Annotated in this window: 19 protein-coding genes, 1 tRNA gene and 1 pseudogene; 16 read left to right on the top strand and 5 right to left on the bottom strand. The window is 46.4% G+C overall.

Going from position 1 to position 24,789, the window contains the following annotated elements:
- From QUB63_RS33665 to QUB63_RS33625, 9 genes and pseudogenes are all read left to right on the top strand, one after another.
- Window positions 1-321, top strand: a pseudogene (locus QUB63_RS33665) (hypothetical protein); the annotation flags it as partial.
- Entirely contained in the window at window positions 321-833 is a 513-nt protein-coding gene (locus QUB63_RS33660; protein ID WP_332949732.1) for a hypothetical protein, read from the top strand. The pseudogene QUB63_RS33665 and the gene QUB63_RS33660, both read left to right, overlap by 1 nt.
- Complete coding sequence (locus tag QUB63_RS33655) at window positions 833-1,012, top strand: hypothetical protein (protein WP_332949731.1); 180 nt, start codon at window positions 833-835, stop codon at window positions 1,010-1,012. The genes QUB63_RS33660 and QUB63_RS33655 overlap by 1 nt, the downstream gene beginning before the upstream one ends.
- A complete protein-coding gene (locus QUB63_RS33650) occupies window positions 1,012-1,275 on the top strand; it encodes a hypothetical protein (protein ID WP_332949730.1) in 264 nt (87 codons plus the stop codon). Before QUB63_RS33655 ends, QUB63_RS33650 begins: the two co-directional genes overlap by 1 nt.
- Window positions 1,266-1,808: a hypothetical protein gene (locus QUB63_RS33645; RefSeq protein ID WP_332949729.1), complete on the top strand. Its 543-nt coding sequence runs from the start codon at window positions 1,266-1,268 to the stop codon at window positions 1,806-1,808. The genes QUB63_RS33650 and QUB63_RS33645 overlap by 10 nt, the downstream gene beginning before the upstream one ends.
- Entirely contained in the window at window positions 1,805-2,086 is a 282-nt protein-coding gene (locus tag QUB63_RS33640; RefSeq protein ID WP_332949728.1) for a hypothetical protein, read from the top strand. The genes QUB63_RS33645 and QUB63_RS33640 overlap by 4 nt, the downstream gene beginning before the upstream one ends.
- Window positions 2,087-2,753: 667 nt before the next feature.
- A complete protein-coding gene (locus QUB63_RS33635) occupies window positions 2,754-5,789 on the top strand; it encodes a DUF5906 domain-containing protein (protein ID WP_332949727.1) in 3,036 nt (1,011 codons plus the stop codon).
- Window positions 5,790-5,926: 137 nt separating this feature from the next.
- Window positions 5,927-6,259 carry a hypothetical protein gene (locus QUB63_RS33630; protein WP_332949726.1) on the top strand — a complete coding sequence of 111 codons (333 nt, stop codon included), beginning with the start codon at window positions 5,927-5,929 and terminating at the stop codon, window positions 6,257-6,259.
- A 32-nt stretch (window positions 6,260-6,291) separates the two neighbouring features.
- On the top strand, window positions 6,292-6,576 hold the full coding sequence (locus QUB63_RS33625) for a flagellar alpha dynein (protein ID WP_332949725.1): 285 nt from the start codon (window positions 6,292-6,294) through the stop codon (window positions 6,574-6,576).
- 78 nt (window positions 6,577-6,654) lie between these two features.
- Here QUB63_RS33625 and QUB63_RS33620 read toward each other — a convergent pair.
- Window positions 6,655-6,739, bottom strand: a tRNA-Leu gene (locus QUB63_RS33620).
- Between the two features lie 197 nt (window positions 6,740-6,936).
- Here QUB63_RS33620 and ndhL point away from each other — a divergent pair.
- The 4 genes from ndhL (at window position 6,937) to QUB63_RS33600 (ending at window position 9,755) form a co-directional block, all read left to right on the top strand.
- A complete protein-coding gene (gene ndhL / locus QUB63_RS33615; protein WP_332949724.1) occupies window positions 6,937-7,152 on the top strand; it encodes an NAD(P)H-quinone oxidoreductase subunit L in 216 nt (71 codons plus the stop codon).
- Window positions 7,153-7,458, top strand: a complete 306-nt coding sequence (locus QUB63_RS33610) for a DUF3007 family protein (RefSeq protein ID WP_332949723.1) — start codon at window positions 7,153-7,155, stop codon at window positions 7,456-7,458.
- 412 nt (window positions 7,459-7,870) lie between these two features.
- Window positions 7,871-8,668: a tryptophan synthase subunit alpha gene (trpA, locus tag QUB63_RS33605; protein WP_332949722.1), complete on the top strand. Its 798-nt coding sequence runs from the start codon at window positions 7,871-7,873 to the stop codon at window positions 8,666-8,668.
- Between the two features lie 460 nt (window positions 8,669-9,128).
- Window positions 9,129-9,755: a DUF6658 family protein gene (locus tag QUB63_RS33600; RefSeq protein WP_332949721.1), complete on the top strand. Its 627-nt coding sequence runs from the start codon at window positions 9,129-9,131 to the stop codon at window positions 9,753-9,755.
- Between the two features lie 385 nt (window positions 9,756-10,140).
- Here QUB63_RS33600 and QUB63_RS33595 read toward each other — a convergent pair whose 3' ends face one another.
- Together QUB63_RS33595 and QUB63_RS33590 are read right to left on the bottom strand one after the other, a co-directional pair.
- Window positions 10,141-16,116, bottom strand: coding sequence for an esterase-like activity of phytase family protein (locus QUB63_RS33595; protein ID WP_332949720.1), 5,976 nt, complete (start codon window positions 16,114-16,116; stop codon window positions 10,141-10,143).
- Between the two features lie 899 nt (window positions 16,117-17,015).
- Window positions 17,016-18,647: a YcjF family protein gene (locus QUB63_RS33590; RefSeq protein WP_332949719.1), complete on the bottom strand. Its 1,632-nt coding sequence runs from the start codon at window positions 18,645-18,647 to the stop codon at window positions 17,016-17,018.
- A 645-nt stretch (window positions 18,648-19,292) separates the two neighbouring features.
- On the opposite strand from QUB63_RS33590, the gene QUB63_RS33585 reads away from it, so the two are divergent.
- From QUB63_RS33585 to QUB63_RS33575, 3 genes are all read left to right on the top strand, one after another.
- The gene (locus QUB63_RS33585; RefSeq protein ID WP_332949718.1) at window positions 19,293-21,113 is read left to right on the top strand and encodes a sensor histidine kinase; all 1,821 of its coding nucleotides are present in this window, start codon (window positions 19,293-19,295) and stop codon (window positions 21,111-21,113) included.
- Window positions 21,114-21,236: 123 nt separating this feature from the next.
- The gene (locus tag QUB63_RS33580; protein WP_332949717.1) at window positions 21,237-21,764 is read left to right on the top strand and encodes a DUF937 domain-containing protein; all 528 of its coding nucleotides are present in this window, start codon (window positions 21,237-21,239) and stop codon (window positions 21,762-21,764) included.
- Window positions 21,765-21,937: 173 nt separating this feature from the next.
- Entirely contained in the window at window positions 21,938-22,522 is a 585-nt protein-coding gene (locus tag QUB63_RS33575; RefSeq protein WP_442921888.1) for a Uma2 family endonuclease, read from the top strand.
- Between the two features lie 84 nt (window positions 22,523-22,606).
- On the opposite strand, the gene QUB63_RS33570 is transcribed toward QUB63_RS33575, so the two are convergent.
- Together QUB63_RS33570 and ilvD are read right to left on the bottom strand one after the other, a co-directional pair.
- Window positions 22,607-22,897, bottom strand: coding sequence for a hypothetical protein (locus tag QUB63_RS33570; protein ID WP_332949716.1), 291 nt, complete (start codon window positions 22,895-22,897; stop codon window positions 22,607-22,609).
- A 174-nt stretch (window positions 22,898-23,071) separates the two neighbouring features.
- Window positions 23,072-24,757: a dihydroxy-acid dehydratase gene (gene ilvD / locus QUB63_RS33565; protein WP_332949715.1), complete on the bottom strand. Its 1,686-nt coding sequence runs from the start codon at window positions 24,755-24,757 to the stop codon at window positions 23,072-23,074.
- Between the last annotated feature and the right edge of the window lie 32 nt (window positions 24,758-24,789).

Genomic DNA, 24,789 nt, shown 5'->3' with positions numbered 1-24,789 from the left:
TCTGACGCCCGCCTTTTCGGCAAACTCAGTAAGACCGACACCTGGCAAAAACTGTTAAGAGCGCACGGTATTAACGGCGACTCCTACCTCGCCACAATCAACGACTGTTCGACTCGCGACCCTGTAGACATCTGCGTCAACAGCACTAAAAACAGTCCTAAACCTATTAACTTCCTAGAATGGGTTGATTTTTCTCAACTCATCGCATTGACCTTTGCATCAGTCGGACTGTTTGTGTTGCTAACTTCTGTTTGGTCGCACAATCCCCTCAAATTCCTACCATCCCCTATCCGCATCACCATTCAAATAGGACAAAAATAATGAGCTTACAACTGCGACTGTTCGGCGGTGCGAAAACCGCTGCTGGAAACTTAGCTGCTACCAATGAAGGCGGACACGCAATTAACAAATCAAAAGTGCTGCAAGCCACCGCCCCCGGTGTCATCACCCCCAACAACCCCGGCAACTTCGGCTCAGTCCGCACCGTCCCCGTATTGCCCGAACCGCGCTACTTTGACCGTGAAGAAGCCGATCGCTTGAAGGAACTTGCCAAGGAAAAAACCGACGGCGCGCGCCAGTCGAAACGAGCCTACAAAGCACTAGGCAAGATTGAACTGGCGGATGCCGTGGTGCATAAGGAACACCGCAAATATGAGGGCGCGGTGGCTGAGAACGAGTTCAAAAAAGTTCGGGGCAACGCTGGTTTGGCAAAGAAACTGCACGGGCTGAGGCCGGGTTACGCACGTCTGGGACTGGGTATTGACAAAGCTGACAGCGATGCCCGCACCCACATTGATGCCATCAAAGCCAAGCTGACAGGAGGGCAAAACTAATGTGTGAGCCAATCTTCAACAAAGATGGTTATCCCATTTACCACGAAGATGCCGAATATGGTGGCATTTTTTGGCTTCAAGAATACTGCCCCGATTGCTTTGACGATAACTACACGGATGCCGACTACTACGCCTACCACGATGCAGATGGGAAATTACTAGACAAGGAGGAACACTGATGCGAGCGATGTATCTGGCAAATTATTTCTGTGCCGGGTGCATCGCTTCCTCCTTACTGGGATGGATAGCGAGTTTGCATCCGATGGCAATGAAGGCGATCGCTTTTTTACTAGCAGCAATCGCAGTCGCTTGGGTCATGTGTTGGCTGTTGGACTACTCCCTCAGCCAACTCCTGAAAATCTCAGTCACCCAATTGCAGGCACTTTTGGTCAGCGGTTTGGCTGTGTTACTGATTGGCTTGGGGGTGTTTGTATGCACCTAAAAATGTTTGTTTTGAGCGCGTCAGCAGTTGTGCTGTGGCTAACTCCCTTGAGCGCTCTTGATAAAAAAGTAAGCTGGCACAAAGCAGTCCAGGGCTTGAGTTTGTGCGCGGGAATTGCCTGCGCTCTGAAGGCTGGTAGTATCGCTCGCAAACTGTCTGAGGAGGCCGAAATAGAAGTAATTAAGGAGCGAGCTATTACCGCTGATGTAATTGATGAAATTTCAACATCGGCTTACGTTTCACAGCAGCAAAGACAGCAGGAAGCCGAACTTATCCTGACTTCCCCTGGACTTGATGTGGAAGCGAGTCGCAAGTCGCTGGAAGCTATGTATGACAACGACTTACAGGATAGTGCTTCCCCGAACAACAACCCAGACTACCTAGTTTACTTGGAAGTTTGTAAGTCAATGTCAGCGGGTAAGTCGGTCACTTGGATTGTTGAGAATGTCCTCCACATGGGAGGGCGCAAATTCACCGAGGGCAAAGTCAAACTAGAAACACTTTTGCAGCAGTTTGAGGGGGAGCAAAAATGACAAATATTTCACTGGCAGCGATGCGACTGACTGGGACTAAATCGGAGATTGGAATTACCCTAGCTGTCTTGGAAGGTCTCGGCTTCACTTGGAAAAACAACGGTCAGTATTACCAGCAAAGGAACGAGGCGTATAAGTTCGCTTTTTACTTGTATGACTTGCAGGTGTCGCCAACTGAGCCGACAGCACCCAACCCCAACGAACCGCAACCTCGGCCGTATGATGCGGTGCTCGGCGGTAAGGGGCGGCGATCGGGCGACAAATCCGTCGAGTCCTGAAACCCGCAGAGCGAGCCGTTCGTCTCATGCTTTTACCTTTAAACCCGACGAGTGAGTTTCTGGACGCTCGCGTTTCGTTTTTCGTTTCGTTTCAGAAGGTAAAAAAATAGCTTTTGACCAGGAGGCTAAATTCTAAGGTTGTGAAATCGAGTAACATAGCAGTATGAATCTAGAGTCGCTTCAACAACACACCCATCCAAAACGTCTGAAAGAGTTCCTGAGAGAGAACTCCATATCAGACTTTGAAGCAATGCGGGTAATGCGCCCAAAATTTACAATATTTTGGCGGTACATCTGCAAATCTTTAGTGCAGGCATTAGAGCGATTGGTTAAGGCAATAAACGCATCCTACCCAGTAGCTATTGATGGCTTGTCCCAGCTCTTTTCCTTGATAGAGGCTCTCAATACTGTTAAGCCAAAGGTTGAAACAGTCGAGGTCTATGCCCCCCGTGACCCGCCTAAACCCTACAACCCTCTTCCGAAAGTCGAAATAGGTGGCTGCGCTCGCAGCGACTCACTTGTCCGCTCGCTGATTTTCTAGCGGGCGGTTCCTCCTGTGCCTTGAATTTTTCAAAAACTGTAGACGCCAAAAAACCGCTGCCTTCAATTGGAACCTGGAAACAGCGGTCTTTGGTAACAAAACTCGCCTCAAGGGCGGGTCAAACTCATGACTACATCTTACCCCACAGGGTCAAATTTTGCATCCGATTCCTCAGAAATTTCCAGCCAACTGAACACAGGTTCATTCGACATCCGCAACCATCTGGACAAACTCTCACCCGGCAAAGGGAAGGGCAAATATGTTTGCCCAGTGTGTGGTGGGCGCAATCTAAGCATTGAAAGTAAAACCGGGAAGTACCACTGCTTTACCTCCGACTGTGCCACCGCAGATATTCGTGAAGCCATCAAGCCGTGGACTGAAGTAGTAGCAGAGCGTGAAGCAGCCAAAGATAAGTCAGGCAGTCAGAGCCCACAAAAGAAGGTGGTAGCAGTCCAGAGTCTCACCCCACAGTCGGTACAGGTTCCAATACCGACTGGTTTGAAGCTCCTAAGACTACCAGCACCACAATGCGGGCCCAAACCTCAGAAACCTGACTACTTCCCCAAAGGCGTACCTGTGGATGCAGAGCAAATCATCTATGATTACAGCGCTTCACAGCAAGTTTTTCGGTTCCAGTGGCTAGACCTGAGTCTGCCAAAAGGACGCGATAAAACCTGCCGCCATACTCACATTGACGTACACGGCAAACGGTTATGGAGCAAGGGTGACTTGTCATGGCCTGCTTACCGCATTGATGAAGTAGTTGAAGTTTTAAAGGGTGTGCCAGACGGTGAACCCGTAGCAGTTCTGATGCTTGAGGGCGAGCCAAGTGTGGAACTAGCCCGGTCTCACAGTATCGCAAACCTGACTTTGCCGGGGTCTAGCTGGAACGACCCAGGAATCTCCAGCGCGATTGAAGTGCTGCGAGCAACGGGGAAAAATATCACTCTTGTGAAATTGCGCGACAACGACACTGCGGGAATCAAGAAGGGCCACCAAGTCCAGTCAGTCGCCGATTTCCTTCGGTTCCCTTGCATAGTCATTGACCCAGTTGCCATTTATCCGGATATCCCAGACAAAGGGGATATCCGAGAGATTTTGGAAAATATGGACATTGAAGAGTTTATTCGCCGATTAGAAGCGGAAATTCACAACGCTGCAACTGAAGAAATCAATGAAAATTCTTTTATCTCTCACGCGCATACGCGAGAGAATGTAGTACGTTTGTCGTCTATTAGTAACACTGACGGCTACATCCCAGATACACCGTCAGTTGCAGAGGAAAACTACGTTCTAAAAGCTGAATCTGCACTGTACTCTGATGGTCATTGGGTGTCGATTGCAGGTCAACTTTACCGATTTACTGGTAGTTACTACGAGTTGCGGTCGGAGGCTACAGAGAAGCGGCGTATCTTTGACTGGCTGAAGACATACTCTGAAAAGGGTAAAGGAGGTGTGTACCGTCGCAACCGAGCCAATTCAAGTAGCACGAACGAGGTCTACAACTCAATGGTGCTAGGAATGGCTGTAGACGCTAAGACCGTTAACCCACCGGGATTGAATTGCTCTAACGGAGTGCTAATCATCAACTCTGACGGCTCACACACGATTACCCCTCATGACCCAAAACAGGTCTATACATACATCGGTTGCAAATATGACCCCGATATTGATGCTACAGACTGCGATCGCCTTTTAGAGTGTCTTGAGCCACAACAACGAGAGATTTTTCTCAGGACAATTGCTGCTGCACTGTGTCTACCGCTAGCTCGTTTGAAGATGTCGCGGGTCAAAGGATTGCTTTGTCACGGCGATGGTAACAACGGGAAAGATACTTTGCGGACTGCGTTAGTGGCGGTGTTGGGGCGTGGTGTCACGGGAAAAAGTTTAAAAGACTTTCAGGTATATGACACTGGGCGAAAGTTTCCTCTCGCAGGGCTGGAGAATTCCTTGTGTAATTGGTCAAGTGAAAATGCGGACACTGTGAAACTGGACAAGCTGCAAAGTCTCAAGCAGTTCATCTCTGGCGACGAACTGACTATTGAACACAAGGGACGCGGTGAGTATCCATACAAGCCAGAGGCTATATTTCTTGCCAACTGCAATGAACTGCCATCTATCAGTAGTGACGCAGAGGCTATCAAGAGCCGTTACTGCATCCTGAGCTTCGATAAAAAATACGTGTTTGGAGCGGATGTTGACGAAGGTCAATTAGAGGTCGACACCCGGTTCAAAGAAAAACCGGGATTTATTCTGGAACAAATTGCACCGGCGCTACTCAACAGGATGCTGGAACGGATACCGTTGTTGCTTGCTCAGGGGATTGATTACAGCTCCAGTTACGCAGCTTTGCGAAAAGTTCAAGAAAAGTCTCAGCACCTGTGGCAGTTTGTGAGGGACTTGGGTTATGAGGCTGGCAAGGGCGAGCGGGTCTACGCCAAAGATTTATGGAGCGAGCTACAAGAGTGGTATCAAGAGGCGGGGATACTTGAGCTTGAGTGGAACGAGAAGAGCAAGGAAAAACTGGTTTGGAATGATTTACCAAACCAGTGGGATAAGCCCGTGAAGGCTATAAACCAGTTGTACGCTCGGCTTTGTGAGATTTTTCCCAAGCTGGAGAAACATCGGCATACGGAAGCGCAATTAGAGGGGCAAATAATGGGTAGCGCGTACTACCTCGGCATCAAAAAACAAAAGTCTGGACAAAGTGAGAAATCATCCTCAGAATCCTCAGAATCCTATTCTGCCGTCAAATCATCCTCAGAACTGCTTCAGAAAACGACTTTCTCTGAGGCAGTCTCTGAGGCAGTCTCTGAGGCAGTCTCTGAGGCAACAATCTTTACACAGAGAGCTTCTGAGGACTCTGAGGCACTAAACCCAACTATTTTGGAGTTGTGCAATGGAATCGCAAAACTCACCCTCTCAGACAAGCAAAAACTGGTAGAACTACTCACCGGCATCCCTTGCTCCGACCCGCTCAAAGCTTTTAGAGTCGGAGACAAAGTGGCTGGCAACAACCCAGAGGACTCCAGTTACAACTGGCACGGCCACATCGTTGAGATTCACACGAGCATTAGTTGTAAGGTTGATTTTCAAGAGCGAGAAAAACACAAGGGAGGTCGGGTGATTTCTATGTTGTTCTGCAATCTGCGGAAAATCTAGCTACCGTCCACGGCCGTCACTGAATTACTACCCCCCTTAATTGGGGGATTTTTGTGTCTACAAGTTCTGTAGACGTTTGTTGACAAATGTAGACAAAACGAGTTACTGTAGACAAAGGCTGTTTACAGGTGTCTACAATGAGTCAAAGTCAAGTCGTATCGTTCAGAGCTTCCGGCCAATTCCTCAACTGGATAGAAGCTCAGAGGCTAGAAGGTGAGTCGGTAAGTCAAGTCGCACAACGCATTCTCAAGGAAGTCTCAGCCACGTCTACAACGCTGTCTACGCTGTCTACGCCAAGCGACACCAACGTGCTGTCTACACCGTCTACAGATATGTCTACACGAAGCAATGATAGTTTCGTGTCTACAGATGTTGTAGACATTGTAGACAAGGCTGTAAGTTCAAGTTTTGACCCCGTGATGGAACGTATGGCCGCCATTGAGGAACGGCTGGGAAAATTGAGAGCCTGAGCGAGGACAACGATGAATCGCTCAGGCTTGAATTGAAAGCGGCCAACAAGCAACTCGCAGAATGGGACGCAGAACTGAATCAGTTACACGAGCGCAACGGCGACTTGGTGCTGAAGGTTCAGATGCTGGAGCAAGAACTCAAGGAAGTGCGGCGCGATCGGGAGGAAAATAAAAACTCAGCTCCGACCGTTGCAGAATTTCCAGAGCCGGCCGACTTACTCAACCAGTTAAAAGCGCGGCGCAAAAAGTCCGGGGCAAACTTGGCAGATATAGAGGTGGTTTTGGAAATACTTGACCACTCTCAAAAGCAGGACTGAGCGAAAGATGAGCGGAAAACAGAACTCTTACTGGGGCAACAAGTCTGAAACCATTGACTCACAAAGGATAGAATTTCATGGGGGCGGAGGGACTTGAACCCACACGACCGTTTCGGGTCAACGGATTTTAAGTCCGTAGCGTCTACCATTCCGCCACGCCCCCCTTTTTTGAAGCTGCTGTGGGTTTGAGCCACTGACAACAACAGCCTTTTATTCTACAGCCAAAACCCCAATTTGCGCAACCCCTAATCGAAAAATTCCCAAAAGTCGCGCTCTATCTCCCCAAGCGGTACAATAGTTAACCAGCTAGCGGAGCTTGTCAACCCAGTTACCCTGTTATTATTTCCCTAAAGCAAATCTATGTATATTACCTTGTTGCTTTACGCCGTCTTGGGAGGAACCTACCTCCTGGTAGTACCCGCTGCCACCTACGCTTACCTGAACAGCCGCTGGTACGTGGCTACCTCTTTTGAGCGCGGCTTCATGTACTTCTTGATGTTCTTCTTTTTCCCAGGTATGTTTCTCCTAGCTCCCTTTTTGAATTTTCGCCCCAAACGGCGGCAGATAGAAGCCTAAATGCGACGTATTGACGTAATTGGAATCAGTCTCGGCTTCTTTGTAGCAGGTGGGTTTGTCTACTTGCTACTGCAATTCGCCGGACTCGACAGCATGAATGCTGGGATTTGGAGTCAGTTGTTTTTGGTCGCCAGCTTGATTGGCTGGCTGGTGACTTATTTATTTCGAGCGCTTACTCAAAGTATGACCTACAGTCAGCAACTGAAAGAGTACAAAGATGCTGTGTTGCAGAAGCAGCTTGATGAACTTACTCCTGAAGAATTAGCCAAACTTCAAGCCGAAATTGAGCAGGAAAAAGATAGTTAGTCCATAGTCCTCAGTCATTAGTCATTAGTGATTAGTCATTAGCAATAAACTCTCTTTCTAATGACGGGATCATCCGGATTTGGTAGTGTTTTTTTAGGAGTGCGAGCGTCTCGCTCGCTTCCGGAAACCATCTTGGGAGCATTCGGATTTGGTAGTGTTTTTTTTAGGAGTGCGAGCGTCTCGCTCGCGGGAAGAGCACCCGAAACGATTTTGATTGCGCTCGATCGAAAATTATATAATGACTGACGACCAATGACTCATGACTCATGACCAATGACTCATGATAAGGTTCGCGAGCGGGGACAGCACTCCTAATGACTAATAACTAATGACTCATGACCAATGACTAATGACTAATGACTGATGACTCATGACCAATGACTGATGACCAATGACTGATGACTAATAACTAATGACTATTTCTAATTGTTTTGAAACGTTGCGCAAGAGCAACCAATGTGCATTAATTCCTTTTATTACTGCTGGCGACCCAGATTTGGAGACAACGGCTAAAGCACTGCAAGTTTTGGATGATAACGGTGCAGATGCGATCGAGCTTGGCGTACCTTATTCTGACCCGCTAGCTGACGGGCCGGTGATTCAAGCTGCTGCTACGAGGGCGCTGCAGCGGGGAACGCGGCTGGATGCGGTGCTGGAAATGGTAGCGAAAGTTAGTCCGAATTTGCGATCGCCCATCATTCTCTTCACATACTACAACCCGATTTTGTACCGAGGTATAGAAACCTTCTTGCAGCAAATCAAAAATGCAGGAGTTCAGGGATTGGTTGTACCAGACTTGCCCTTAGAAGAAGCCGACAGCCTCATCCAACCTGCCAACCAATTAGGGATTGAACTAACATTATTAGTTGCTCCCACAAGTCCCAAAAGCCGCATAGAAGCGATCGCCCGCCAGTCTCAAGGATTTATTTACTTAGTCAGCGTGACGGGGGTGACGGGAGTGCGCGAAGGCTTAGAAACGCGAGCAAAAGAGTTGCTGCAAGAAATCCGCAGCATCACCGACAAACCCATCGGTGTCGGGTTTGGTATCTCGAAACCAGAACACGCTCGCCAAGTGAAAGAATGGGGTGCAGATGCTGCGATTGTTGGCAGTGCTTTTGTCAAACGCTTGGCCCAAGGAACTCCCGAACAGGGTTTAGAGGCGATAGGCGAATTCTGCAAGAGTCTAAAAACAGCTATTCAAAATGATTAGTAACTGTGCAGATACTTTCAGCCATTAGACAGATGTGGGCGATCGGGATCTGCCGCGACAATTGCCATTAAAGACCTTGTTGTACTTGAGATCATACACCCCCTTCCTTCTGGTTCCTGACCGGAAGGTTTTTTTTGAGATTAAAACGCAAAACATCTCAACGCAGGGCGCGCAAGTACCAAACCCGCAGCCAAGTAGGGAAACGGCATTGCCGTTTCCTTACCGAAAACTGCGACTTTTAATAATTGGTACAAGATAGAGGATTGTCCATTCCTTCTTCCGACTTCACGCTTGACTTCTTACTTCTACTATAACTTGAGGAATGTAACTTGAGATAGATGAAAATATCCTGTTTCTATTCCTATACTTAAAAAAGTGTTTGAGCGCCTAATTCTGTAATGCTAGCCATCTCCAGAACTACCAGGCATTTGAGCATTTCACAATAGAAAGGAGCATTTTTATGAACAGACTAACTGCGTTTCTGAAAAAAATTCGAGCTGTACAAATTTTAACAGTGTTTCTGGCCGGCCTTTTAGTATTTGTGAGCACTGCCTGCAGCCGACCTGATGTGATGGCAGGAAAAGCTAATGTGATGGTAGGAAAAACTGCCGACCAAATTAGAGAAGAAGTGCCTTCAGGGGCTGTAACTTCCGAATACAAAGGCGGCATGAACGACTACAGCGATGACGATCCCAGAAACCAAAAGGTGACAACAGCAGAAGCAAAAGCTCAGCTTCTCAAAGAGCAAGCGCAGCACCGCATCGACACCAAATCTAGCAGCAATGTGGGCGAAAACGTGCGGCGGGTAGCGGACGATGCGCCGAACAAACTCGACCAAGTTGGCGAAAAGGTGAATGAGAATGCTCGCACGGCTCAGCGCAAAGCTGATGAGTTTGGCGACAAAACCAAACAAGGCTTTGCTAATCTTAAGGAAAACACTCGCGAAGGCTTGAAGGGAGCAAAAGAGATTGTTAAAGAAGCTACCGAGGGAGCAAAAGAAAGAGCGGCAGAGGGTACTGAGTCGCTGAGATATAATACCAGCGGCGGCCAAGAAAATGTCAAAGATGCAGCGCGAAATGCAAAATAGAACGCTGAAGATGCCTAGGACAATGTTCGCAAGAAAGTGAATCGAGATATTGACAGAACTCAACGAGCAGCAGAAAGGGCGGCAGACGCGATCGACTAATTTCAAATAAGGCTGTTTCGCGAGATAAAAGCAGTCAGACAGGATTAAAACCCCTGTCTGTATCACCGTTCAATTCATTCACACCTCCCATCACCAAACCAGCAACAAAACTAATTCGATCCGGAAGAAATCAGATAATGCTGGATCTACCCTCGGATCGCGAAGATTGGTTTACTGACGTTTTTGCTCACCTGGTTGCTAACAAGTCTAACCAGGTGAGTTGCCTCAGTAGATTTAATCTCAGTATTGACTTTTTTGAAGATCGGGTTTTTTTGTGCCGACTTACTTAAAAGATCGCAATTTGATTTAGCATCAATGCATGCATAGCGGATAAAGTTGCGATCGCGATCGGTGCTTGTAACCCAGTGCCATCTGAGTCAAAACTCAGAACACCCGTAGTCGTGTTGTATAAAACATTAGCACTCGTACCCAATGCAACTGGTGCAGTACCGCTGACAAACACCCCAGTAGCCGCCGCTGTTGTATTTAAAGGGACACCAGCAGTCAATCCACCTCCAAATCCAGTCGCACTGAGATAAATTTTATTGTTGGTGTTGAAATCGGTAATAGTATCACCCCCTTCTTTTGCAGATTTGTATGAGAAACTATCAGCTCCGCCTCCGCCTGTAAGCGTATCTTTACCGATCGCACCTTCAATCAAATTAGCACCGCTATTACCCGTCAGCTTATCGTTGAAAGCAGTACCAGTAATATTATTAACATTATTGACATTGCTTGGTTCGGTACTCTTAGTGACAATCCCTAAAACTGGAGGAATATTGGGAAACTTGCGAGTTAAAACACCAGTTGTAGTATCCAAAGTTGCTCCGCCAATCCCAAAATCATTGTCATTCACTACAGCAATAGTATTAGCATCAATTAAAGTCAAACCTTCCACTTTTGCTTCGTTACCTGGGTCATAGCCCGCAGAAATCAAATCGACATATAATTGTTTGCCAACTAATTTAATGCCTGTTGCTGTTAACTCATCATTAGTTGCAGTTTCAATTGTCTTACCCGCAGGTAACTTACTCAAGTCTGACTTACTTAAATTGGTCGCTCCATTCAAGTCTATTTGGAAAACCTTCTTAAAAGCTCCCGTTCCTGACTTATCATCCCTTTCCACTACTAAAAACTTCCCGTTTCCCACAGATACAGCATCCCCTATTTTATCGCTACTTAAACTTTCCAAACGGTAGAGATATTCAGCGGTTGTAGTCTGAGTGTTAGGATCGAATTCCAAAATCCTCACGTTCAAAGAATTGCGAGAATTGCTGTCATTTCCTACATCGGGATTATCAATCGGACTTTGCATAAAAGCGTAGATTTTGCCATTTTGGTACGCAACCCCTTCAAACCCCCGGTTAGCACGACGTTGAGCGTAAATGCTCGGTAATGCTTCAACACCCGTCACCACTCCAGAAGTATTGGCACCTTGCGGAACATATCGTTCGATTAACCTGCCATTGCTATCGAAATGTAAAATTGAAGGGCGGTACTCTTCCACCATCCAATAAGTGCCATCATCAGCACGAGTAATACCTTCTAAATCAACGCCAAATGGGTCACGATTTAAAGCTTTTCCAAACACATCAACAGGTGGTTCATCGCTATTAGCAAATCCAGTTATACCTAGTAAATTTGAGAGACCCGTTAGAGGTTTTCCATCTTTATTGGTAAGACCAATCCGCTGAAAATTAGCTATGCTTCCCGTGATTGGATCTACTTCAAATCGCATCCAACTAGGTTGGAAATTTGGTAAGGCGAAAGGACGAGAACTAATGCCGTTAATATCTATTGGCTCCGCATTGGGTCCACGATCGGTATGGGTGATAAATTTTAAGTTGCCGTTAGTAGCTTTGCCTTCATAAGCTAAGCCCGAAAATCCGCCCAGATTAATAGTTTGACCTGCTGCGGTTCGTGCGAGGGAAGGTAAATTCTCAAAAGATACGGTTGTGGTTTGATTTGGTTTGGCAATACCAGTGGTCAAATTAACATCTATGCCCTTGGTATTTCCGGTATAATCAACTGCATTCGCACTTTTTTTGACAACACCAGCTTCTCCTGGCAAATCTACATTCAGTGGCTTCTCCAATTTCAGCAGCAACAATTCATTTTGGTCGGGTCCAGGCGGACGACCAGCGCCACCTTTATAATTATTATCGTTGGCCACTAAAAGAGTATTCTTGTCAACCACCAGCACATTTTCAATGGTGATGAAAGGAAAGCGAAAATTAGGGCTGCCATCACCGTTTAAGTCGTTGGGGTCTTTAATATTCAGTAAATCGACTACTTCTTCTTTAGCTACATAGCCATTGGCATCTTTTTTTGAGAGATCGATTTTGAAAATTTTCTTGAGTTGAGCGGCATCTCCTTGTTTTTGCTCGCGTTCGATAACCAGATATTCGTTTTGATTAATTACCGTCAAATCCCCAATAGAGTTACCTGCAGCCTCTAGGCGATAGCGTCCGGCAATTCCTTTAAATTGTTTGGTAGTTAGATCGAATTCGTTAATTCGCAGGGTATCTTGAGAGTCGCCAGCTACCGGCCCTTCTAACAGAGCATATAATTTAGTTTTCTGGGGATTTATGGCTAATCCTTCGTAACCTCTAGAACGTCCGAGATTGGCTGTTGCTTTACCGGATAATACATCAGGATTGTCAGGCGATCGCACTAAATCTGAAGTAAATAATTGCTGGCGTTCGTTTACAGCAGTATCGGAAAAATCGCTAAATAATCCATCTACACCCAGCTTGTAAAACTGGTCGTATTCCGCTTGCGGACTGCCATTGTAATCGGCAGCTAAATAGCTTGGTTCATTGCGGAAAGTGTAAGGATGGACAAGCAAACCAGCCCTATGGGCATCTTGTACTAAAGTAGTAGGAGGCAGCGCTTGGTTCGCAGCATCAACAGACACGATCATCCGTTTCCAAGGCCCAATGCCATTGGCATACTTGGCAACTTCAGCTAACCCTTGAGGCGATCGCAAATCTGCATATGTCCGGGGGTCCCCGCTAACCACAAAGTCGTAAGGTTGGTTTTCAATTAACTTGCCATCTGGCCCGACATCTGTAGCATCAAGTAACTGAACTAACGGTACTTGGGTCTTGGTTCTCAAGTATTGGAGGTTGCTAACTTCAAACGATTGGATGTACACTGGTGAATCTGGCTTCGTGTAACCATTTTCGTTGAGAACATTCACTAATCGGTCTTCTAAAGGCAACCCAATAGATTGAAAATAAGTTGGGTGCTTAGTTTCTGGATAAATCCCGATCTCGCGACCTTTTTCTACACCTTTACGCTTAGCTAAATCGATAACTTCTTGGAATGTGGGAATTTGAAACTGACCGTTAAAACTTTGGTCGCGGAAAGCTAAACGTTCCTTGGCTCGCAAAGATTTTAGCTCGGCTAGGGTAAAATCTTCGGTAAACCAACCTGTAATCGCTTGACCGTCTACTACTTTTGTAGCTTTGCGAGTAGCAAATTCTGGGCGATCGGCAACATCTGTAGTGCCAGTAATATCATTTTCGTGGCGCGCCACTAAAACTCCATCTTTGGTAGAAACCAGATCTGGTTCGATATAGTCAGCCCCCATATCAATAGCTAACTCGTAAGACGCCAAAGTATGTTCTGGGCGATAACCGCTAGCGCCCCGGTGGCCGATGACGATCGGCACTTCGCCTGTCAGAGTATTGATATTTCCAAATTGAGGTGTAGAAATTGGCGCTTCTAATAGTTTCCCCGTTTTATCAAAATGCAATAAATACGGCCCGAACTCATCACCGATCCAAATCGTGCCATCTTTAGCAAAAACAAAAGATTCAATATCAAAATCAGCGCCTGTTAATAACCGTTGCGAGGTTCCTTCATTCACAAGTTGAAAGGGAATCTTTTTGTCTGGGTCGGAGAAAGAAATAAATTCTTCAACCTTGACTTTACCGTCGCCACTTCCAACGCCCTTAAAATTAGGAGAAAGGCGATACATTCGCAGCAGGAAATCATCACTATTTGCCTTAGAACCAAAACCATTATCTGGCATAAACCAGTAAGAATTGCGATCGGCAAATTGTACTCCACTAAATCCTTGGACTGGTTGTCCTGGGAAAGGTCCACCTAAATCGGTTGCTTTTGCTCCTGATGGGGGTCCACCAGCAAATGTATCAGCAGGTAAAAGTGCAAATCCTGTCAGTTCCGTTATAGTTTTCGGTTGAAGAGTAATGGGGGTTCCCTGTACCGTGGAAGCAGACTTAACGCCTAACAATTGGTTAATTGTGGGTGCAACATCAATATTGCGAACCTGCGGTATATTTAAGTTGTCAATATCTGGGCCTGCTGCGTAAAAAATAGCCTTCATTTCATTGAGCGTTGGGTCATAACCGTGGGCTCCATAGAAATTAGGCACTGAAAAAATAGCGGTATTTGCACCCACGTCATCTTTGCGCGGCACGACGGGATTTTGGGTGCCGTCGAAGTTATATCCCAATTTCAGGAGTGCAAAAACATCGCCGCTATCTTGACCGATAAATTCACTTCTTGAGTTAATAATATCTGCACTTGTAGGATTGGCAGGTACGGGGCGAGTGTAAACTTTATCAAAAATATTTGCTGTCCCCTGTACGTAGTTAGGGTTAGTGTCTGCTATTTTTTTGAGAGTATCTGTCACTTGTTGTTGCAGTTGCACGTATTCAGAAGGACTAACGGTACCGTTTGGTTCTCGCCCTTGCAAATTGATGTAAACATTGATTGCTGGCCCACTGGTAACGGCCCGCACTTTGTTGGGATCGAAGCCCGCATTTTTCAAGATGTTCTCGCTACTAACTGCTGTGTGGAATGGTGCAAAACCGTGATCGGAAACAACAATAATATTGCTTTGAGGAACACCATCGCTATCAGTCCCCACAGTATCGATAATTTTTTGTACTGCGTCATTGGCGGCTGTATAGGCTGTTTTTACGTAATTTTGGTAGCGAGCAACTTTTTGTGGGTCTTGACCGGAACCAATAGAAGCAGCATCTTTAAAATTAGTTGGTTGGCGGGGGTCAGTAAGTAGAAATTGATGCTCTGAACCATCCGGTTGCTCAAAATAAGTCATTACCAAGTCGGAATTCGGGTTTTGTTGAATTGCTCGTACAGCTAGCCGAGTTTGATAATCTACAATAGTACGCACTTGGTCTTCGTAAATATTTTCGAGTTCGGCATCAGGAAATTGATCGAAACCAGGACTTAGCCGTTCGGGAATGCGAAAATCGGCTTGGGGCAACCAGAAGCCAATGTTGTTATTAATATCATCTACATTGGCTAGCACAGCCGGATTGTTGCTAGGTCGCGGGATGAAGTTCGCTGAGTAACGCGCAACCCTTACCGTGGATAGATCTGGAGCTAAATTGCTTGCATAAAATGCGGTGCCGATTTTGTCAGCAGTACCTTCCAAATAAAATGGTTTCGAGATTTTGTCGCTAGCTTTGATATAGGCTGGGCCCGTTGATGGGAGGTTGAAAGAGCCTGATTTAATGCCTTGACTGGCATCAAAAATTGCTAAGGTATCGTAATTAATTTGGTTGTCATTAGTTGTGTCTAAAGCGGCAATTTGAATGTCGTAGTTAATACCACCGACTGTGAATTTATCGAGAGATGTTTTAGTTTGAAGGATCGGGCTAAAAGATACTTTTCCCGCAGCATTTAGCTGACTAATTCTTGGTTGAGGTGCAACAACAAAATCATTTTTACTGAGGTTAAACCCTTTGGCTCCTACACCTCCAAATGCTCCGAAAGGTACAGTATAATCAAGTGTTCTGACATCTTTTGATTGTAAAATCGGGCTGTTAGGATTGTTGGGAACCAGACGGATGTCGGCTCCATCTCCACCGGGAAATGTGGCGGTGACAACTTTTTTACCAGATTTGCGAAGATTGAGCCACAGTGGTTCGGCTGTGGGACTTTGGCTTTCGACTGGGCCATCAATACCAACTGAGTAGCCGCCAATTGGTGCAGCGAAACCGCTGATATTTTGGTTGAAGGGACTGGCTACTAAGTGAAAACTGTTGCTGTTGATGTCGTTGTTGGCTGCTGTGGAACCTGTGGCGATCGCAATGTGACTGGGAGCTGTTAATGATGGTGTAATTGTCTCATTTTTTGCTGCTACGCCTTGTTTTTTGAGCAAACCCAAGCCTTTATTCGCGTCCAGCACGCCACTGTCGAGGTAGGAACTCACTATAGATGCTGTTGCGCCGTCGAGCGAAATCAAAATGACTTTGGGACTCATAGCGGTTACCTGATTCTTTACATCGCGTTTAGTGTCCGCACTACTTTAATTTTTTTTAAATTAGGTTGCGCGTTTTTTGACTTGCTTGAGTGTAACGACTAAAGGTTAAGAAAAAAATACCTTTTGTTAAATATATGGTTAAAATAAATTGTTCAATTGTTAAGTTTTTTTGATTTCTTAACGTTTATGAACTAACTGTTGAAATCATTTTTTGTTCCCCTCTTAGAAAGGTTTAAATTGTATCTATCTTGGGGAGTATGTTTTTAAATAAATTAATTATTGGAGCTTTTTGTATAAACTCAAAAGAGATTTTTATGGAAGATTGTTTAATACTAATTCTTGCGAAAAATGCGCTCAATAAAATTTTAAATACGATGGAATAGAAGTTGATGAGTTGCGTTATAGCGCAATACGGTTCAGTTAAGACTCCTTATACTGGGAAATCCCCCTAAATCCCCCTTAACAAGGGGGATTAGGCAGGGTGTTTTATGGTCATTATAAAATTAGGTACGTAGTTGGGATGCGAGCTTTCTTTTGACGTATAGATAAAGAGGGCTCGCATCCCAACTACGTACCTTTATTTATTAATATGAAAGTTGCGTCTAATACGCCACCCGACCTTTGAGCGATGCTTTCGCTAGTTGAATTTATTTCCAGAATACAACTGCCCTGCTTTTTAAGGGGGATTAGGGGGAATCTGCCTTAAGTGAACGGTATTGTTGATGAGTGGCGTTCTAGCGTTTAAATATACAAGAGACAAGATGGCATAAATCTTTGATGAGAAAGGGAAACCGCAGATGAACGCAGATGCTTTCCAAGATAATTTGGGAATGCCTGCAATCTTGTCTAATTTATTAAATGATGTACGGTTTAATTACTAATGAATGGTAATTAATTGATTACCATTCTTCGTTTCGCTTGTTGCTGTGGGTTTCCCAATCGTCGGATTGCGGCTGATACAAGGGTTCTGGTTCTAATTCTGCTGGCATTTCTAACTCGGGTTCCGATTCTTCTGGCTGATAAATGTTCAGAGGTTCGACAACGCGGGCGATCGCATCTTTGACAAATGCTTTGACAAACTCGTCTTTCCGATTTAACTGAAACTGCCTTTGCACGACTTCGGCGATGCCGCCGTCGCCCCAATCTTGGTCGTGTCGGAAATATTCAATAAAACTTTTACCGGCAATTCTGGTTAAATAAGCGGCGCTGACTGCTTGAATTGCTTTGCCAAGTACAAAGCCGGCTACGCTTAATTGCAGCGCCCTCGACACTACTTGAATTACGCCTTCAACTATTCCCAAACTGGCTAGGGTTTTGGCGAGAGACAATGCCAATTCTTTCGCGCGATCGATATTTAATTCGCAGCCGTAAATCTTGGCAATTTCTACTACCATTTGAGCGTTAACTGCTGCTGTCGCCAGTAAATCCACAACTGGCAAAGGCGTTACGGCAATTACTCCGGCTCCGATCCACTGAAATCGCTCTACTGCTTTATCAGCGGCGCGCCGCCTTTGAGCGTCAATTAATTTGCGCGCTTGGTCTCCCAAATGCTGGGATTGCAGCAAAATATTGTCCGCAATTAAGTCTTCGCCTTCGGCTCGCAAAATCGCTGCGATGCGCCGAATTAATGGCATAATATCCGGGTCGGGCTGAAAAATTGTGCCGCTTTCTAGTACAACTTTTTGCGGGTTGGCGCTAATGGCGACGACATCCATTGCTGATACAAAACCTTTGACTCGCTGCCGCAGCCGATCGAGAATTTCGTCTCTGTCGCTGTCGGGATAAAGGTCAACTTTATTAAAAACCACGATCGACCTTTTGCCAATTTGGGCCAAAGTCCGCAGCGGTTCGTACTCAGATTTGCGCAAATCGCCGTCCAAAACAAATAAGATCAAATCAGCCCGGGCAGCCAACTGCCGCGCCAATTCCTCTCTGTAAGTCCCCGCTACTCCCGCTTCCAAGATGCCTGGGGTGTCAGTAATTGCTAATTCTCGATCGATCCCTTTCAATGAAAGAGTGTAAGTTTCTCCCACTTCGGTAGTTCCCATCGGCGCGCCCACCTGTCCCGCCATCCGCCCCACCAGCGCATTCACAGCGGAAGTTTTGCCCGCAGAACCGGTACCGAAAACAACTACTCTAACGCTGCCGCGAGCCATGCTAGCTTCAATTTCGCGAGCTCTCAACAGCAAAGCTTGCCGCGCTACTTCATCTTGAATGCGATCGACTTGTTGCCTGATTGCTTTGAGATTTTCCGAAGCTGCTTCACTTTTCACCACAGGAACCTTCGGAGTAATCGGCCGTTTTCCCTTAACTTTCTGAGGGCGTTGTAGGAGTCTAAAATAGTAAAACAGCGCAAAAATTAGGGTTCCCAAAAGTACAATTATCAGGAAAATCAGCAAATTAGCCAGCAGCGGAGAGGCAGACCACGCAACTTGACTGTAAAGCCCTGTTAAGGAACTCACCAGCCCAATAATCAGCCCCAGGGCGAGGCAGAAAGCAGCAATTAAGGTTAACAGGCGCGGCAAAGGCATGAGGGGAGCAGCAAATAAAAGGGCTATGCTTTAATTTTTACATTTTCATGAGAAGTCGGAACTGATGAAGCGTCCGATCGCACTCAAACGCCTGCAAATCCCGATTCTGCTTGTCGGTAGGCGGCGAGTTGGGGGGCCCCGGTGCCAGCGGGACGGACAAGTGCGATCGCGCCCGAGGCTGTAATTCTAGCTACTTCAGCCAGTTTATTGCTGCACTTTACCCACCGGAACGCCTTTGTCGGTTTACTGGCACCTACCTACTTATTTATTTCGATCGCGAGTCGAACTATATATTGTTTACATAAAAATTTTATCTTAAGTACGTAAAAACACGGTTTCTTAACATCAGATTAGTTTCCAAAAAGAATGCAACTGATGCAGCCCGTACTCCAAACCCTTACGGAATCAGTCATTCCCAATTCTTCAATCTTCAATTCTTTAATCTCAAATCTCAAATATAAAATGGTATAAATGCGTCCGGGAAGCTCGCGATGGCGGAAACGAGAAACCCGGTTTATACAGCAGGGTAAGAGCGTCCTAATTCCCAAAAATATTACATTAAGTATCGATGCGGTACTCTCTAATCAGCCGCGAGTTAAGTTAAACTGAATTGTCAGTGCGTGAATTATTCACAGGTTCGCATCTATGCAGCTCAAACATCTGAACCAGCCTTCACAAGAACTCCCTACCTCTTGCGAGGATAACATCGAAGAGAGTCAGCCACCACAGCCCAACTATTTCGCTCAAATAGCCCGTTACTTCGGCAACCTCAGTATTAGCGACAAAATCTGCGGCGGCTACGCACTGGCTCTTTGTGTTGCAATTGGGGGAACGACTGTCGGGATGCTGGCGGGGAATCATTACTATCGCAGAACTAACAATCAAGTACACATCGGTCGAGAAAGTCAGCTTTTAAATAAGTTGCAGGTGGCTTTACTGCGGACGCAAAACAGCCAACAGCGGCTGATTTACTGGCTCGATAGGCCCGAAATATTTGACAGCAAATACCAACAGCTACAAAACAATACCTACAGTTTGAAACAGTCGCTATCTGAAGTTAAAACTCAGACATACCTGGAAGATGTAGAAGGTTTACAAGATTTCATAAAAAATTACTATTCGCTGCTGTCTAATTACATTCAGCAGCTAGAAATAGTTAATGATAAAATCAGTAATTGGCCAGCCAACCGCGCAAAAAACAGTCTTAAACGCCAGTTGCTGTCCAATTTAGACCGAGATAAAATACGCTTGCAACTAGATAGGGCGGTCAATGATTTAGCAGAAATTATCGATCGCGCCGCATTGCAAGAAGATGCAGCGCGCTCAGCCCTGCTGCGAGCCCAGACGCTGCGAGTGCAAATAATTTTTGGTAGCATGGCACTGTCGATCGTAGTTGCAGCACTGCTGGCGGGCTTCACCAGTAGGGCGATCGCCAAACCCCTGGCCGCTGTAACTAAAATCGCTCAGCGAGTGACCCAAGAATCTAATTTTCAGTTGCAAGTACCAGTTACCAGCACCGATGAAGTGGGAGTATTAGCAGATTCGCTGAACCAACTTATTCAGAAAGTAAATCACTTGCTACAAGAATTGAAATCCGAACAAGAAAGTCAGATACTTCAAAATGAGAAAATGGCAACTTTGGGGCGGATGTTGGCAGGTGTTGCTCACGAAGTTAACAACCCAATCAATTTTATCTATGCCAATATCGACCCGGCGAAAAATTACGTGGAAGATGTTTTAGATTTGCTCAAAACTTACGAAACACAAATCCCCAATCCGCCTTCGGCTGTGAAAGAAAAAGCCGAAGAAATAGACCTGGATTTTCTCAAAGAAGATTTGATAAAAATATTTGACTCGATGCAAGTGGGTGCTGAAAGAGCCAAAGCTATTATCTTAAGTTTGAAAGATTTTTCTCGCATCGACGCTGCGGCACCTCATCCGGTAGATTTGCACGCCTGCATAGACAGCAGTTTGCTGATTCTCAACAGCCGGCTCAAACAGGGCGTTGAAGTGGTGCGCAATTACGGGGATATTCCGACTGTTGAAGGCTACATGGGTTTGCTTTACCAGGTGTTTGTCAACGTTCTGAACAATGCACTCGATGCTGTGGAAGAGAAAGCAAAAATTGAGAAAGCCAGCTCCCAGGAGGCGAGAAAACAATCAGGTTCGGAGTCGGTGAAACAGGAAGCACCGAGTTTTTCGCCGAGGATTGCGATCGCTACAGAATACTTGGACGATGACTCAGTGGTAGTGCGAATTTCTGATAACGGTACGGGAATACCTGCGGCAAGTCAAGAAAAAATGTTTGAAACATTCTTTACGACTAAACCGAGAGGTGTAGGTACTGGTTTGGGATTGGCAATCGGCCGCGAAATTATTGTTAAGAAACACGGCGGGACGATTAACTGTTGGTCGGAGGTGGGGACGGGGACGGAATTTGCGATCGCCCTGCCGATCGAACATTAGAATATATTATGGGAGTTGGTAATGGGGAAAAAGGTAATTGGTAATGGGTAATGGGGAATTGGCAATTGGTAATGGGTGATGGGTTAATCTAGAGTGGAGCAATTACAGCTAGGAGCGAAAATTATGGGACTCTTTGACCAAATTTTAAGCGCGATCGACAATCCCAACCAACAAGCAAGTCCCAATCAGTTGGGCAACATTCTGGGTGCGGTAGAGCAGTTGAGCGGCAACCAGGGCGTCGATGCGGGCACGACTCAGCTAGCAATGTCGGTTTTGGGCGGATACGTGCGATCGGCTTTGCAAAACGTGCGAGATCAATCTGGAGACGCACAAGCTCAACAAGTTGTCAACCAATTTAGCGGCACAAATCCCAATCCGCAAGCAGTACAGAGTTTGTTCGGGGGCGGCCAACTCGGACAAGTAGTTGAGGCGATCGCCCAAAGAACCGGTTTGGACAGCGGGACTGTGCAAGCGATGATACCTGTTTTGCTGCCCTTGGTGCTGAATTTGCTAAAAACCGGCAGCAACGCTCAAAATCCAGCCCAGGGTTCAAATCCCGTTTTGAATGCGTTTTTAGATGGAGATGGAGACGGCGACGTAGATATTACTGACGCCATGTCGATGGCTAGCCGCTTTTTGAATCAGCGCTAATTCCCTTAGATTTTGGAGTAGAAGACGGGCGCGGTTGAAACCGCCTCTAAACAAACACTCACGCACTCCAAGCGGGTTAAAGACAAGGCGGTTAAATTACGTTATCCTCTCTTTGTCGGCCCGAAAGCGGACATCGTTTGTTTGGCGTGCGGTTTCAACCGCCGTCTGCATCTATGACTATGACACAAATTCTCGATCGCGAAACAATCGACCAGCGAGTAGTGCTCTGCGGCAATTGGGATCAGTTTAAGTTAATCCAGAAAGCTTCGGAAGATTCACCCGGAGTTAAACTATCTTTTTTTGCTGGGGCGATAGAGATTGTGATGCCGGGATTCCAACACGAAAACTTTTCTGAAATTATAGGCTACCTGGTGACAACTTTTCTGCTAACACAGGGCATCAGATTTTACCCTTCTGGTTCGATGACACAGGAGAAAACCGGAGAAGTTTCAACCCAAGCAGACAAATCGTTTTGCTTGAAAACAGCTAAATCAATCCCCGATTTGTCGATCGAGATAGTTTATACCAGCGGCGGACTGAACAAACTCTCAAAATATCGAGCTTTGGGCGTCCCGGAGGTGTGGTTTTGGGAAGATGGCACGCTGCGGGTGTATCACCTGCGGCCAGATGGTTATCAAGAAGTAATTCAGAGCGAGTTGTCAGGATTGGAAACGCTGAATATCGATTTGTTGAAACGCTGCATTTGGATGGGCGAGACAGACTTGGCTGAAGCAGTGAGAGTTTTCGGACAGGGCTGATTAGCAAAGTTAGGATTTACGCATAGGGGCGCAGAAACCGAGTTGTTTAACCAATTGGTGGATAAGTTTTGGTATTGCCAAACTTCACGCACCGTCAGTGTTGCGGTGCTGTAATATATCCAGAATGCGTCGATTTTCAGTTTGGAGGCCCCGGATATCTAATTCCATTACCTCCATCCGCTGAAGGCTTTGAGTCATCAGTTGAAGCATCGCATCAATATTACGCTGATGAATTTCAATATTGCGGTTCATAGTTTCAATATTCCGCTGGTGTACTTCTGTTGTGGAAATTAAAGCACTAACAGCTACTTTAATATCGATCGCGTCATTTTCTAGGCGCTCCACACGATTGGGGATATTGCTAGATTCAGTCATAGCGGTGCATCGGTATTGTATATCCGTTATTTTAGCAATTTTTCCGGTGTGTCAGCTTTGGGGCGCTCGAATTTTTTTAACCGCAGATATCCGCGGATGAACACAGATGAACGCAGATAGTATTTAATCTGGGTTCATCTGCGTTTATCTGCGGTTAAAAACAGTCTTCTTTCTTCAACCCAAGCCCAAATCAGTCACAGCACCGACACTGCTAGAAGAGACTAACTTAGCGTATTTAGCCAAAACGCCCTTAGTATAGCGAGGTTTAGGAGGCTGCCACAGAGATCGGCGCTGCTCTAATTCTGCATCAGCAACATTGAGCTGCAACAACCGATTGTTAGCATCAATCGTAATCGAATCGCCCTCATTTACCAGAGCAATTGTGCCGCCAACTTGCGCCTCTGGTGCCACGTGACCGACAACCATGCCGTAGGTTCCGCCGGAAAAGCGGCCGTCGGTAATTAACCCGACAGAATCGCCCAAACCTGCGCCAATAATTGCCGAAGTTGGTGCTAACATTTCGCGCATTCCCGGCCCGCCTTTTGGCCCTTCGTAGCGGATGACAATTACGTCTCCGGCTTGAATTTTGCCGGCCAAAATTGCAGCCAAACAATTTTCTTCCGATTCAAATACCCGCGCCGGGCCGGTGATTTGCGGTTTTTTAACCCCTGTAATTTTAGCGACGGCTCCTTCTGTTGCTAGATTTCCCCTGAGAATTGCTAAATGTCCTTGGGCGTAAAGCGGGTTATTCCAAGGGCGGATGACATCTTGATCGGCGCGCGGTTCGGCGGGAATATCTGCCAACACTTCAGCAATTGTTTGGCCGGTAATTGTCATGGCGTCTGGGTGCAGCAAACCCTGTTCTAGCAGCATTTTCATTACTAGAGGAATGCCGCCGGCTTTGTGCAAGTCGGTTGCTACGTATTTGCCGCTGGGTTTGAGGTCGCACAGGACGGGGACTTTGGCTCTAATTGTTTCAAAATCGTCGAGGGACAACTCAACGCCGATCGCATTGGAAATGGCCAATAAATGCAGCACAGCATTGGTTGAACCGCCTATAGCCATAATTACGGCGATCGCATTTTCAAAGGCTTTGCGTGTCAAAATCTGGCTCGGTAACAACTGTTTGCGGATTGCTTCCACCACAACTTTTGCAGATTCGGCAGCGCTGTCAGCTTTTTCGGCATCCTCAGCAGCCATTGTCGAAGAATAGGGCAAACTCATGCCCATCGCTTCAAAAGCGCTCGACATCGTATTTGCTGTGTACATTCCGCCGCAGGCACCCGCACCGGGACAAGCTTTTTGTTCCACTGCGTTGAGTTCTGTTTCGTCAATTTTGCCAGCGCTGAATTGACCGACTGCTTCAAAAACGCTGACAACGGTTAAATCTCGTCCGTTGTGGTGTCCGGGTTTGATCGTGCCACCGTAAACAAAAATAGCAGGAATGTTCATGCGGGCGATCGCAATCATCGCTCCCGGCATATTTTTATCGCAACCGCCGACAGCCACCAACCCGTCCATACTTTGGCCGTTGCAAACAGTTTCGATGGAATCAGCAATCACATCTCTCGACACCAGAGAATATTTCATCCCTTCAGTTCCCATCGAGATCCCGTCGCTGATAGTAATCGTACCGAACATCTGTGGCATTGCCCCGGCTTCCTTTGCACCCGCAACAGCCCGCAAAGCGAGGTCGTTCAATCCCATATTGCAGGGCGTAATCGTGCTGTACCCGTTGGCAATCCCCACAATGGGTTTAGTGAAATCGCCGTCGCCAAAACCGACGGCGCGCAGCATTGCTCGGTTGGGCGAGCGCTGCACGCCCCCAGTCACAGCTTGGCTTCTCAAATTTTCAGGCATTTTAAAAATTCCTTTGTCTGTTGACAGTTGAC

The organism is Microcoleus sp. ARI1-B5, assembly GCF_036705795.1.
Taxonomy (GTDB): Bacteria; Cyanobacteriota; Cyanobacteriia; order Cyanobacteriales; family Microcoleaceae; genus Microcoleus.
Note: the sequence above shows the minus strand (reverse complement) of the source record. Positions and strands in the feature narration are given on the sequence as shown.